This is a genomic window from Nostoc sp., from assembly GCF_036916975.1.
GTDB lineage: Bacteria > Cyanobacteriota > Cyanobacteriia > Cyanobacteriales > Nostocaceae > Nostoc.
This window is the reverse complement of sequence record NZ_JBALFF010000057.1, coordinates 63,594-76,167: the sequence shown is the minus strand read 5'-3', so window position 1 is coordinate 76,167 and position 12,574 is coordinate 63,594. Positions and strand designations below refer to the sequence as shown.

At 42.3% G+C, this 12,574-nt stretch carries 12 protein-coding genes and 1 tRNA gene; 7 read left to right on the top strand and 6 right to left on the bottom strand.

Annotation, left to right across the window (positions count from 1 at the left end):
- Positions 1 to 110: 110 nt before the first annotated feature.
- The 3 genes from V7K73_RS13640 to V7K73_RS13630 all read left to right on the top strand — a co-directional run bounded on the left by V7K73_RS13640 (position 111) and on the right by V7K73_RS13630 (position 1,538).
- The gene (locus V7K73_RS13640; RefSeq protein ID WP_334880745.1) at positions 111 to 1,040 is read left to right on the top strand and encodes a TIGR04168 family protein; all 930 of its coding nucleotides are present in this window, start codon (positions 111 to 113) and stop codon (positions 1,038 to 1,040) included.
- A 100-nt stretch (positions 1,041 to 1,140) separates the two neighbouring features.
- Positions 1,141 to 1,225, top strand: a tRNA-Ser gene (locus V7K73_RS13635).
- 88 nt (positions 1,226 to 1,313) lie between these two features.
- On the top strand, positions 1,314 to 1,538 hold the full coding sequence (locus V7K73_RS13630; RefSeq protein ID WP_334880743.1) for a hypothetical protein: 225 nt from the start codon (positions 1,314 to 1,316) through the stop codon (positions 1,536 to 1,538).
- 436 nt (positions 1,539 to 1,974) lie between these two features.
- On the opposite strand, the gene V7K73_RS13625 is transcribed toward V7K73_RS13630, so the two are convergent.
- From V7K73_RS13625 to fabI, 4 genes are all read right to left on the bottom strand, one after another.
- Positions 1,975 to 3,432, bottom strand: a complete 1,458-nt coding sequence (locus V7K73_RS13625) for an SLBB domain-containing protein (RefSeq protein WP_334880742.1) — start codon at positions 3,430 to 3,432, stop codon at positions 1,975 to 1,977.
- A gap of 498 nt (positions 3,433 to 3,930) precedes the next feature.
- A complete protein-coding gene (locus V7K73_RS13620; RefSeq protein ID WP_334880740.1) occupies positions 3,931 to 4,914 on the bottom strand; it encodes an ABC transporter ATP-binding protein in 984 nt (327 codons plus the stop codon).
- A gap of 153 nt (positions 4,915 to 5,067) precedes the next feature.
- A complete protein-coding gene (gene hisB, locus V7K73_RS13615; RefSeq protein WP_334880738.1) occupies positions 5,068 to 5,709 on the bottom strand; it encodes an imidazoleglycerol-phosphate dehydratase HisB in 642 nt (213 codons plus the stop codon).
- Positions 5,710 to 5,804: 95 nt separating this feature from the next.
- Positions 5,805 to 6,581, bottom strand: coding sequence for an enoyl-ACP reductase FabI (gene fabI, locus V7K73_RS13610; protein WP_334880737.1), 777 nt, complete (start codon positions 6,579 to 6,581; stop codon positions 5,805 to 5,807).
- 382 nt (positions 6,582 to 6,963) lie between these two features.
- Here fabI and ntcA point away from each other — a divergent pair, with 382 nt between their 5' ends.
- The 3 genes from ntcA to V7K73_RS13595 all read left to right on the top strand — a co-directional run bounded on the left by ntcA (position 6,964) and on the right by V7K73_RS13595 (position 9,863).
- A complete protein-coding gene (ntcA, locus tag V7K73_RS13605) occupies positions 6,964 to 7,635 on the top strand; it encodes a global nitrogen regulator NtcA (protein WP_010998529.1) in 672 nt (223 codons plus the stop codon).
- Between the two features lie 173 nt (positions 7,636 to 7,808).
- Positions 7,809 to 9,299, top strand: a complete 1,491-nt coding sequence (locus V7K73_RS13600; RefSeq protein ID WP_334880735.1) for a DUF3084 domain-containing protein — start codon at positions 7,809 to 7,811, stop codon at positions 9,297 to 9,299.
- A 108-nt stretch (positions 9,300 to 9,407) separates the two neighbouring features.
- A complete protein-coding gene (locus V7K73_RS13595; protein WP_334880733.1) occupies positions 9,408 to 9,863 on the top strand; it encodes a Holliday junction resolvase RuvX in 456 nt (151 codons plus the stop codon).
- Between the two features lie 54 nt (positions 9,864 to 9,917).
- Here the strand turns inward: V7K73_RS13595 and V7K73_RS13590 are convergent, their stop codons facing one another.
- Positions 9,918 to 10,181 carry a DUF3146 family protein gene (locus V7K73_RS13590; protein WP_334880731.1) on the bottom strand — a complete coding sequence of 88 codons (264 nt, stop codon included), beginning with the start codon at positions 10,179 to 10,181 and terminating at the stop codon, positions 9,918 to 9,920.
- A 360-nt stretch (positions 10,182 to 10,541) separates the two neighbouring features.
- On the bottom strand, positions 10,542 to 11,081 hold the full coding sequence (locus tag V7K73_RS13585; RefSeq protein ID WP_334880729.1) for a hypothetical protein: 540 nt from the start codon (positions 11,079 to 11,081) through the stop codon (positions 10,542 to 10,544).
- Positions 11,082 to 11,194: 113 nt separating this feature from the next.
- Here V7K73_RS13585 and V7K73_RS13580 point away from each other — a divergent pair, with 113 nt between their 5' ends.
- A complete protein-coding gene (locus V7K73_RS13580) occupies positions 11,195 to 12,061 on the top strand; it encodes an aldo/keto reductase (protein WP_334880727.1) in 867 nt (288 codons plus the stop codon).
- Positions 12,062 to 12,574 lie beyond the last annotated feature (513 nt).

Below are 12,574 nucleotides of genomic sequence, written 5' to 3'. Positions count from 1 at the left end.
AAATCAATTATAGTAGTTTTTACCAAAAATAGTGGACGGTTGATATCTTGGGATTGTGTCCAAATCGGGCTGAGTTTCATATCCTGGAGATAGACGGCAAGGAAAGTGGCATGACCAGTCAGAAAATTCAATCGATAACCTTCAAAATTGCTGTAGTTGGAGATATTCACGACCAATGGGAAGTGGAAGATGGCGTTGCACTCAAGCATCTGGGTGTTGACTTAGTGCTGTTTGTCGGGGATTTTGGCAATGAATCGGTGGAAGTGGTCAGAGCGATCGCCTCTCTCGATATTCCCAAAGCAGCCGTAATGGGCAACCATGATGCCTGGTACACCGCCACCGAATGGGGACGGAAAAAGGCTCCTTATGACCGCTCTAAGGAAGACTGGGTACAGGAACAACTCGATTTATTAGGTTCGTCCCATGTCGGTTACGGTAAGTTGGATTTTCCCGCTTGGAATTTAACTGTAGTGGGGGGTCGTCCCTTTACCTGGGGTGGGCCAGAGTGGAAATTCGCGGAAATCTGTCAAGAACGTTACGGTGTGACGAGTTTGGAAGAATCCGCCGATCGCATTTTCAAAGCAGTTAAAAGTGCCGCTTATGAGACGATTATATTTTTGGGTCACAATGGGCCTAGTGGGTTAGGCGATCGCCCCGAAGACCCCTGCGGCAAAGATTGGCACCCAATTGGCGGCGATTTTGGCGATCCAGATTTGGGCGAGGCGATTTCTCAAGCCTTGACTGCTGGTAAAACTATTCCTCTGGTGACATTTGGTCACATGCACCGAGATTTACGCCATACCAAGAAGGTGCAACGCAAGCCCATCTTTAGAAGTCCAGAGGGGACAATTTATTTAAATGCGGCTAGTGTCCCCAGGATTGTGGAAAATGAGGGCGAGAAGTTGCGTAATTTTTCCATTGTCACCTTAGAGGCGGGTGTGGTTTCGCAAGTTTCCTTAGTTTGGGTGGGGAATGACTTTCAGGTGGCTTCAGAGGAAATTTTGTATGAGCGATCGCATCCAGTAGTGCAATCTGCGTAGATGATAGGGTATAGTATTATCTGTCAGCTTTAGTGCTAACTAACAAAAGCGCCTGAATAGGGTCTGAAAGTAGGGTATGCACAAGTTTGACAGATTTACTGGAGAGGTGGCAGAGTGGTCGATTGCGTCCGACTTGAAATCGGATGAGGCTAAAACCTCCGGGAGTTCGAATCTCCCCCTCTCCGTTGAATGAATGTTGTTATCAAGTACTACACCTGTTTTGCATCTACAATATATCCAACTTGATGCACAAACAGTATTTGATTGACTACTATGAAAATTCTAAATATTAAAGAAGAAGCCCACAAATTGATTGACAAGTTGCCAGAAAATTTCATATCGGATGATTTGATGTACCAAATTTATGTTCGGCAACCTGTTGAAGCTAAACTAATGGATAGCAAAGCTAGTAATGTTATTTCTGTACAAGAAGTACGCAAAGTATTTGATAAAACAAAGACTTTTAAAATAAATTTTTGCATCAAAAATTTATTTTAAAAGTATCTTTAATATAGCAACCGTCTAGTCTACGTCCTAATAGACTAGACGGTTGCTATATATTACGTAATGTAAAATTAATTAAATTGGCTGGTATTAAACGGCTCCAGCCCTTAAAATCTGGCTGGCTCTGCTTATTCTAAACCTTTAATTATTCACGCCCACTCACTTATTCTTGCTCTAAAAAAGCAGTACAAGAGTTAATTTAATACTGCCATTATGAGTCTATAGTTCTTTTCTATAGCAATCCAAATTAAATCGTGAAAAAATATAGAGATAAAAATACCTATTTATAAGCTTTTCAACTTTTTGTCTCTCACAAATGATTAAGTAGGGCTATATTAACTCTTGACTATTGAGCCTTGACTGATAAAAAAGGCAATTTTGGGGACGGAGAGATTTGACCAACGCCCCCAATTCACATTTGTATCTTAAACTAGAGTCCGAACAAGTTTAGAAGATTAAAGATAACACCTAGAGGTCCAGTTACAGTGCTTATGGTATCGCCAGTTTTAGCTGAACCAGATCGGTTGACTACTACAACGTCATTATTGCGGAGTATGGGATTAGTTTGCTCATTAATACCAGCCGAGAAATCCACTTTTACTATACGTTTAGTAACAGAACCATTAGGATTGAGGCGAATCAAATCAACAGCACTACTACTAGCTCTGGCATCATTAAATCCTCCAGCAGCGAGTATAGCTTGATTTAAGGAACTATTCGGCTGAACGTCTGTTAACCCTGGTTTTTTAACTTCGCCTACTACACCAACTTGAATGCGTGTAGGAGACAAAGTAGTGGTAGCTAATTGAGTGGCTTCTGCGGGGTTAATTTCAGTTGCCGTCGGAATAACTATTGTATCTCCGTCTTGGACGATAATATCTTGATTGGCGTCACCGCTTTGCAATAATTGCCAAAGATTGATATCTATAGCTTGTTCTGAGCCGATTCTTGTAGGTCGGCGTAGCTTGAGATTACGAATATCAGCTTGTGCTGTAATTCCCCCAGCTAGTTGAATTACCCGCGTCACATTTGGTAGACCAGAGGGAGAAGCAGTGCCACTATTAGTGGTTGGTCCTCCCCCCTGTGCATCTGTGTTGCCTGAGGTGACAAGATATGAACCGGGACGGTTAACTTCACCGATAATTGTTACTGTGCGGGGTGTGGTTTGGCTAGCGGCAAAGTTTGATGCAAATATATTGCGGGATTCTGCGACGTTGAAGTTGGTTGCAGTTGGCACAACTATAGTGTCTCCATCCCGCAAGGTAATATCTTGTGATAACCTGCCTGTTTGGATGAGTTCCTTCAAATTGATACTGACAGTTTGCTCTGAGGAACGTCCTAATTTACGCCTTAATTGAACTTGAGTCACATCCGCAGCCAAGGTTACCCCCTGTGCTGTTGTCAATGCGGCTAATACAGTGGGGTATTGTACGCCTGGATTGTCTCCCGCGCCTCCGCTCAAGCTAAGAGTGTAAGCTCCTGGACGTGTCACCTCTCCAGCAACGAAAACATTAATGGGACGAGGCGATAACAAATTGACTGAAATCAAAGGGCGTTTGAGGAAGCGGGCATATCTTCTAGAAATTTCATCAGCAGCCTGTTCAGTTGTTAAACCGAGGACTGGCACGCTGCCAATTAAGGGTAGGTTGATTGCTCCACCTGGAGGAATTTGATATTCGCCTGTATATTCAGGTACTTCAAATACATTTACACGGATACGATCGCCGCCTCCTAATGAATAATTAGTATTTAATTGTGTTCCTGTTGTTGGTGGTAATGATTGTCCCTGAGCTAGACTGGCAAATGGCACAACGGCATTGACAGCAGTTAACAAAGCCACACCCACAACTGGCTGAGTTAGGAATTTAAACAAACTTGTGTTAAGCATATTTACTTGAGACTCTGAAACTACAATCAATAATGTACTGTCTAAACATTTTTATTTGGACTAGACCAAAGTATTCAAGTTCCCCGACACTCTTATTTTCCTCGAAAAGTGTCATTCTCCGGAGGAAATTTGTTGATTGAATTTGAATTTTTAGTGAAGTTAATTTAAAGTTAAGCAATCTTGAATATAAGAATTATCAAAAATATTAGAAATTAGGCAATTAAGGGCAGTTTATACAATAATTTTTTTTAACCAATAAGACACTGACAAATATTTTTTTTGTAAAACTCAAGTTGACAACATTTTAGTACGATTTAAAACCTACTCTAACTACCAAAATTGTGAACAAGTTCATCAAATAAATACAAATAACCTTAAAAATAGCTAGAAACTTGATTTTTTATGGGTTGCCTTGAGAAGGATCAACTCAAAAAAAAATGCAGATTTTTTGGGTTTTGTTGCTCAAGACAGCCCAAAATTTACTATTTACCAACAAGATTAATTAAGCGAGTTATTTTTGCTTTGGATTTGTTGAATAAAAAACTCTTCTAGAGAGTAACGCGACAAGTTCATGGCAATAATTTTACCTTCCATGAGACGAAGACTGGCGAGAAAATCATAGTAATCGTCTTGTAGTGTACCTTGCCAGGAACCATCAGGTTCAAATCTGAGACTAGGTATCCATTTTTTTAGAATTTCCCAGTCACCACCTTGACCTTTGACGTGATATGTGTTGTTTTTGCCTAAAAGTTCATTGAGGGAACCAGAGCAAATTAATTCACCTTGAGCGAGGATGGCAATGCGATCGCAAATCTGTTCTACTTCACTAAGAACGTGGCTGTTAAAAAAAATCGTCTTACCAGCAGCTTTTAGCGCCAGGATAATTTCCCGCATTTGGTAGCGTCCCACCGGATCAAGACCAGACATCGGTTCATCCAAAAAAACCAAATCTGGCTCGTTAATTAGCGCCTGTGCCATACCAACACGCTGTAGCATTCCTTTAGAATAGCGACGCAGCAGCTTTTTGCGGGCATCGGCTTGGGATAAACCTACTAATGAGAGCAATTGGGGAATGCGTTGGCGTTGGACACTTTGGGGAATTTGGAATAGTCCGGCGGCTAGCTGCAAAAATTCCCAGCCAGTGAGATAGTCATACAAATAGGGATTTTCTGGCAGATAGCCGATATGTTGCTTGACACTGCGATCGCCTATTGGCTTACCCAATAATAATCCCCGTCCAGAGCTAGGACGAATAATTCCCAGCAACAATTTTAAAAGGGTGGTTTTCCCAGCACCGTTTGGCCCGAGCAACCCAAAGGTTTCGCCTTTATAAACTGTTAAAGAACAGTTTTTGAGAGATACGACTTTTTGATTTAGCCAAAAACCAGTGCGATAGACTTTTCGCAACTCAGAAGTCAGGACTACTGGCGGAGTGTCTGCCGTATTAAGTTGAGAATCAGGGTCATCTGCAACAGACTTCATCTCGGTTCAATTACTAATTACCAGCTTGGCACTAATTACAAGTTACCCGATAGGCTGATAATAACCATCACTAACCTGTGTGTCAATTATCGCAAACAGAATCGCTGAATTAACACTAAAAAGGTGAGTTCTGGCAAGTAATTCTGGCTAGCTTTACAAAACGCCTTTAGAACTGGGAATTAGACCAGCACGACGAGGGTCGATTTCCACCGCCAGCCGCGTTGCCCTCGCAAACGCCTTAAATGTTGCTTCAATAATGTGATGGGAATTAATGCCATCCAGTTGCCGAATATGCAGTGTCATTTGGCTATGGTTCACGAGTGCCACAAAAAATTCGCGCACCAGTTGGGTGTCATAGGTTCCGACACGCTGAGTAGGAATTTGTAAGCCGTAGCTGAGGTGAGGGCGTCCAGAAAAGTCTAGCGCTACCTGAACTAAGGCTTCATCCAGTGGCGCAAGAAAATTACCAAAGCGGACAATACCTTTTCTGTCGCCTAGTGCTTGGTTAAAAGCTTGACCTAAGGTAATGCCTACATCTTCGTTGGTGTGATGGTCATCAATTTCCCAGTCTCCCTTGGCTTGAACATCTATATCAATCAGCCCGTGGGAGGCAATTTGATGCAACATGTGATCCAAAAACGGAACGCCTGTTGCTGCTGTGCAAGTTCCTCTACCATCCAAGTTGATGGTAACTTGCACATTGGTTTCCCTAGTGGTGCGCTCAACAGTGGCAATTCGAGGGGTTTTAGTTAACTGGTCGTAGTTTGAATTAACTTGGCGATTGGTTGTTTGCATGGGGAGTGGAAAGAGTTAAAAGTTAGGAGTTATGAGTTATGAGTTAAAAATTTATAACTCTTAACTCCTCACTCCTCACTCCTAACTTTATCGCGTCACATTCCCATAATTTCATATCCTGCATCTACATATAGAACTTGTCCGGTAATACCGCTAGACAAATCACTACATAAGAAAGCGGCAGTGTTGCCCACTTCTAGCTGAGTTACGGTGCGTCGTAGGGGAGCTACTTGTTCTACATGATGAATCATATCCAAAATCCCACCCACTGCTGAAGATGCCAAAGTGCGGATGGGGCCTGCGGAGATGGCATTGACGCGGATATTTTGTGGCCCTAGTTCGGCAGCCAAGTAACGCACACTCATTTCTAACCCCGCCTTGGCAACTCCCATAACGTTGTAGTTAGGGATTGCTTTGACACCGCCTAAATACGTCAAAGTGACGATACTACCTCCCTCGCTCATCAAAGGTTTAGCTGCACCACTTAACTGCACTAGGGAGTAGGTACTGATTTCTAAAGCGGTGTTGAAGCCAGAACGAGAGGTTTGGCTAAAATCTCCAGTCAAATCATCTTTGCTGGCAAAGGCAAGACAATGGATAAGTATGTCTAGCTTTCCCCACTGTTCGCGGATTGTTTCAAAGGTAGATTGAATCTGTTGATCATTTTGGACATTACAGGGAAGAAATAAGCTGGGGTTGAGAGGTTCTACCAATTCCGCAACTTTTTTCTCCATCTTGCCGCGTTCATCGGGCAGATAGGTAATACCCAGGTTAGCTCCGGCTTTGTGCAACTGTTGGGCAATGCCCCAGGCGATCGAGCGGTTATTGGCAATACCTGTAACAAGGGCATTTTTTCCAGTCAGATTTAGCATAGAAATTGTTAATGCGATCGATCATCTAGGAGCATACTAGAATCTGAGGCACGTTTTGTCTTTGTTTTATACAGGATTTGCAAAAATGAATATTGGTAAGAGTGTTTGCTGCGTGTAAAAATCTTGATTTTTCCTAAAGATATTCCCAAAATAACTTTATTTGTTCTTTAAAAAACCCTTTTTAATACAGCTATTGGAAGTACTTATCAACAAGTTGTAGCTGAAAGGATCAACAATTATGTATCATTATAAACAAAGAGTTATGAAGAGATTAGTTGGAGTATAGGAAAGTACAGAAAGGTTGACGGTGCTTTATTCATTTTTCAGGTGTATTCTTAGGTAATCAGTTTTTGTTTTTCCGGCATTGGGTAGGGGAAGGGAGATGATCGTGACACAAGATAAAGCCCTAGCAAATGTATTTCGTCAGATGGCGACCGGGGCGTTTCCGCCAGTTGTGGAAACGTTTGAACGCAATAAAACGATCTTTTTTCCTGGCGATCCTGCCGAACGAGTTTATTTTCTTTTGAAAGGTGCTGTTAAACTTTCTAGGGTGTACGAGGCAGGAGAGGAAATAACGGTAGCGCTGCTGCGGGAAAATAGTGTTTTTGGTGTATTGTCATTGCTGACGGGAAATAAGTCGGATCGATTTTACCATGCGGTTGCATTTACCCCTGTGGAGTTACTGTCAGCACCAATTGAACAAGTGGAGCAAGCACTCAAGGAAAATCCAGAATTATCAATGTTAATGCTGCGAGGTCTGTCTTCGCGCATTTTACAAACAGAGATGATGATTGAAACTCTCGCTCACCGAGATATGGGTTCTAGGTTGGTAAGTTTTTTGCTAATTCTTTGTCGGGATTTTGGGGTTCCTTGTGCAGATGGGATCACAATTGATTTGAAGTTATCTCATCAAGCGATCGCAGAGGCAATTGGTTCAACTCGTGTTACTGTTACTAGGCTACTAGGGGATTTGCGTGAAAAAAAGATGATTTCTATCCACAAAAAGAAGATTACTGTACACAAACCTGTTACCTTAAGTAGGCAATTCACATAAAATCAATTGGAGAAAGGGGAATCGGCGCGTGTTCTATTTTGAAAAATGACACTAATAGCTAGAGGTAAATCTAAAATTGAGTAATTTCAGCTATTGCCAATTTCCACTTATTTCCAGACAATGCTTAAAAGTAGTAGGCTGTATCTGGAAGGATTTCGGTAGCTAAAGTAAAGATGACCACCGGATACATCCTCATCGCAGCAATTTTAATTCTGGGAGGCGTAATTGCAACCGTGGGCGATCGCATCGGCACACGAGTTGGCAAAGCCCGCCTCTCACTTTTTAACCTTCGTCCGAAAAATACTGCTGTACTGGTAACTATTTTTACGGGTGGTTTGATTTCAGCATCAACTTTAGGAATTTTATTCGCTGCCGACGAAGGCTTGCGAAAGGGAGTCTTTGAATTAGAAGATATTCAAACAGACCTCAGACAGAAGCGGGAACAGCTAAAAACCGCAGAAACTCAGAAAAGTCAGGTAGAGAGTGAGCTAAACCTTGCAAGAATTGCCCAAACAAAAGCACAACAAGATTTGCAGGTAATTAATCAATATTTGCAGGCGGCGAATGCGAAACAACGCCAAACACAAGCTCAGTTGAACCGCACCATTAGTCAACAAACTCAAACTCAAACTCAACTGCAACGCACTCAAGGTCAGCTAGAACAAGTTGTACCTCAGTACCAAAAAGCTATAGCTGAATTGCAAAGCGTTTACAATCAGAGAAAAGAGCTACAGGCGGCAGTTGAACTACTGAAGACAGAACGTCAACGACTGTACGCGGAAGCTAAAAAAGCTATTGACCAAGCCAAAACAGCTATTGAAAAACGCGATCGGGAACTTGCTAATCGCCAAGAAGCCATAGAAGTGCGCGATCAAAAAATCTCGCAACTCGATCAATTGATTCAAAAGCGTAATGTAGAAGTTGCAGCGCGAGAGCAAGTGATTGCCAAACGGGAATCACGCCTCAAAGAATTGGAAGCACAACAAGAGCAACTAGAAATGGAAGTTGCTAGGTTGGAAAAATATTATCAGTCCTACCGCGACCTGCGTCTAGGTAAGCTGGCCTTAGTTCGCGGTCAAGTTCTGGCTGCTGCTGTAGTTCGTGTTACCCAACCTACTGCTGCTCGTCAGGCAGTGGTACAACTTTTACAACAAGCTAATCGCAACGCCAACGTAGAATTAAGTGAGCCTGGGGTAAATCCGGCAAATGTAGAGCTACTGCGTGTTACCCAGGATAGGATTGACCAATTGAGCAAGCCCCTTAGCGATGGTCAAGAATATGTGGTGCGAATTTTCTCGGCTGGTAATTACGTCAGGGGAGAAAAGCAGATAGAATTTTTCACTGATACAGCCCGAAATCAATTAGTTTTTTCGGGAGGTGCAGTGCTAGCCACAACGACTGCCGATTCCAAAATTATGACATCCTATCAGTTACAGCAGCGCCTGGAAATACTGATTTCTGCTTCCCAATTTCGGGCGCGTAATGCCGGAATTGTCGAAGATGTGCAAGTAGAAGGGACTTTTTTACGCTTTGTCAGCCAATTAAGACAGTACAATCAACCATTAGAGATTAAAGCGATCGCGGCAGAGGACACTTATACAGTCGGTCCATTGAGAGTAAAATTAGTGGCAATAGTCAACGGACAAATTATTTTTAGTACTTAAAAAGTTATTTGTACACTAAGATTTAAACATATTTTAACAGTAGCTAAAATGCCTACTGTAATTGTATTTCTTAATTTTGAATTTTGAATTTTGAATTTTGAATTTATTATGGCTTTCCCTGAATTTTCACGAACGCAACCAGTCATTTTGGGGTTTGATCCAGGTCGAGATAAGTGTGGTTTAGCGGTGATGGGACTGGATCGGCAATTGTATTATCATCAGGTCGTGATAGCAAAACAGGCGATCGCTACCATTGAGACTCTACGTCAAAAGTTCCCGATCTCTTTGATGGTGATGGGCGACCAAACTACAGCCAAGCAGTGGAGACAGCAATTATATCAGGAATTGACAGAACCGTTGAGTATTATTTTAGTGGATGAGCGCTACACAACCTTAGAAGCACGCGATCGCTATTGGCAAATGTTCCCACCCAAAGGGCTAATAAAGCTATTACCACAGGGTCTACGACAGCCACCAAGACCGATAGATGACATTGTTGCCATCCTCTTAATCGAAAGATACTTAAATCGCCTCACTGAATCGGCACTCAGCAGTCAGGAGTGAGGAATTAGATCATTAACTCCTAACTTCTAACTCCTAACTCCTAACTCCTAACTTTCAAAGTTCCGCCCGAATAGTAAAAGCATAGTCTCCTCCAGGCTCTAGCTGATAATCTTGTTGCTCCAAAAATCGACCGAGGGGTTCTTTGATTAAGGCGCGGCCTTGGGAAGGCTTGACGGCAAGTTCTCCCCGGCGAAAATGCCACTGGAAATGCCACTCAAACTCACCCGCATTCACTTCGCCTTCAAGGAAGCCGTGTTGCCAGGATTGGCGGGTAATTCTGACATGGGCAATGGTTTCTGGCAGACGTTTTACACTCACAATGCTTTATGTCAAGTGTGGAATAACAGCCGATATATAGGCTGGCTACTTATTTTATTTATCAAACATATCTTAATTAGACAAACTCACAAAGTGGGTATTTATAGTTTACAAGGTTGTGTTAATGAGCAAAACGACTCCAGTATTCTGAAGTCGTCGCTATAAGGCAATAAGGTTTTAAGTAAGTAAGTATTGGGCGAATAGAATTCGCTACTACACAAGCGAAGTCCACCTCCGTGGACTAATGCAAAATCAAGGGCTTGCTAACCCACGGAGGTGGGTTTTGCCTGTGTAGCCGCGAATTATATTCGCCAGGGCGAGTAATAAATTAGACTTTACAAACATCCTCTAAGGGCTTGCTTAGTAAGCGACTATCTCAGCACCAGAATCAATGAAAGGTCTCCCATTAGTGACATCGTGGGTACAAGTAAGAACCATTGTGGTTGGCTTATTTAAATTAACGAGTGTAACCCCACTGATTGTAGTTCCTATAGATCCGCCCAGTTGTGTTCCAAGGACGGCTGCGTGTATGGAAAGAATCTCACCTGTTTCTCTCGCGCGGACATAGCATCGCACAAAGCCGTTGGTTCCATCGTTTACAGCTGTCGCTGAATAATTAACTATCCACTTACCAGCAGGAAGAATAATTTGCGTTAGTTTCAGTTCCTGACCTCCAGTAGGAGGAAAATAAAGAACCTGTGTTGTATTGCTATAGAATGCTGCGTTGATTGCTGTTGCAGGCAGTGTTAAACTGAAGAAAAATAAATAATTACGTTGATTCTGCTGCACTAATAAGGAAGTTTGCCCAGAGTTTATAAAATTATTGATTTTTAAGACAACTTCCTCATCCTCTTGATAGCTAATATTTGATAGCAGAGCAAAGTCTCTAAATGGAGTCACAATGATAACTTGATAGGTTTTTCCGCCTTTGCTACCAGTCTTTGTAAGAATGTATGCTAAACAAGTATTGGCTAGGTGGTAGATAATTGGGGCAGAAAGCTAGAATTAGAAACATGGAAACTAAACAGCTAGGAAAAACTGGTACATTTGTAAGTGCGATCGCTTTAGGTGGTATGCCTATGTCAATCTCCAATCGCCCTCCCGAATCGGAATCAATTCAAGTCATTCATCGGGCTTTGGATCTAGGTATTACATTTATTGACACTGCGGACTCTTACTGCAAAGATGAATCAGATAAGCACCACAACGAGCGGCTAATTCACAAGGCACTTAGTAGTTACAAAGGCGATGTTAGCCAAGTAATTGTGGCAACCAAGGGCGGTTTGATGCGTCCCAATGGAAACTGGACAAGCAACGGTAACCCAGAACATTTACGCGAAACAATTCGAGTCAGTTTTGAGGCGTTGGGTGGTGCTAAACCCATTGATGTTTGGCAATACCATTCGCCCGATTCTAAGTACACAATCGAAGAATCCCTTGCGCCAGTTAAAGAAGCAGTGGAGGGAGGTTTGATTCGGTTTGTGGGAGTTTCTAACTTTTCTGTTGAACAAATTAAACGGGCGCGGGATGTAGTGGATATTATCTCAGTGCAGAATCAATACAGCCCTTGGCAAAGACAGCCAGAAAATGACGGCGTGTTGAAGTATTGCGAACAACAAGGATTGACCTTTTTGCCTTGGAGTCCCTTTGGTGGTAGGCGTCGCCATCAGGATTTGCAAGATATCCCTGCGATCGCTAACTTAGCTAAAGAAAAAGGCGTTTCAATATATAATATCGTTTTGGCGTGGTTGCGTTCCAAGTCGCCCGCTATTTTGCCAATTCCTGGTGCTAGTAAGGTTTCTAGCATTGAAGACTCAGCCCAAGCTATCAATGTGAAACTATCTGATGAAGAAGTGCAAAAAATCGATCGGGCAACTTAATCATTCCAAGCGATTTTCACTTCGGTGTAATACAGTTTGAACGTCATCCTCAACCCTGATGTATCAAGATGTTTAGTCTCATCCAATATAGCAACCGTCTAGTCTATTAGGACGTAGACTAAAAGTATTATCATGACCTACTATGGTCTGATTTGCTATGGCTAAACCCTACAGTTACGATTTTCGCTATTATGGTGATCCAATCCATAGTGTCTACGGGATGCGATGGAGCATATCTTACATCTAGCGTCCTAATCGTTATGGCAACTGCTATAGTTTTATTTATTCTTGCCTACTTGCTTAAATGATGTGTTTAAATATGATGCGTAGAACCGTATTCTTCCAGAGAAGCAAGCTATGCAACGCGTCTCTTATTTCAAAAAAAACTTCTAGGTTAGAATAGCTATTCTCGTACTCCTATGGTATGGCAAAGAAACCTATGCACCGTCAAGGCCACGGGATAAGGCAAGACTAGCGTAGAGAACTGGCTTACATGGAGCGATCACTTCGTCG

Coding starts and splice junctions, on each gene's coding strand:
- V7K73_RS13640 (WP_334880745.1), top strand. CDS start 111: ATGACCAGTCAGAAAATTCAATCGATAACCTTCAAAATTGCTGTAGTT.
- V7K73_RS13630 (WP_334880743.1), top strand. CDS start 1,314: ATGAAAATTCTAAATATTAAAGAAGAAGCCCACAAATTGATTGACAAG.
- V7K73_RS13625 (WP_334880742.1), bottom strand. CDS start 3,432: ATGCTTAACACAAGTTTGTTTAAATTCCTAACTCAGCCAGTTGTGGGT.
- V7K73_RS13620 (WP_334880740.1), bottom strand. CDS start 4,914: ATGAAGTCTGTTGCAGATGACCCTGATTCTCAACTTAATACGGCAGAC.
- hisB (WP_334880738.1), bottom strand. CDS start 5,709: ATGCAAACAACCAATCGCCAAGTTAATTCAAACTACGACCAGTTAACT.
- fabI (WP_334880737.1), bottom strand. CDS start 6,581: ATGCTAAATCTGACTGGAAAAAATGCCCTTGTTACAGGTATTGCCAAT.
- ntcA (WP_010998529.1), top strand. CDS start 6,964: ATGATCGTGACACAAGATAAAGCCCTAGCAAATGTATTTCGTCAGATG.
- V7K73_RS13600 (WP_334880735.1), top strand. CDS start 7,809: ATGACCACCGGATACATCCTCATCGCAGCAATTTTAATTCTGGGAGGC.
- V7K73_RS13595 (WP_334880733.1), top strand. CDS start 9,408: ATGGCTTTCCCTGAATTTTCACGAACGCAACCAGTCATTTTGGGGTTT.
- V7K73_RS13580 (WP_334880727.1), top strand. CDS start 11,195: ATGGAAACTAAACAGCTAGGAAAAACTGGTACATTTGTAAGTGCGATC.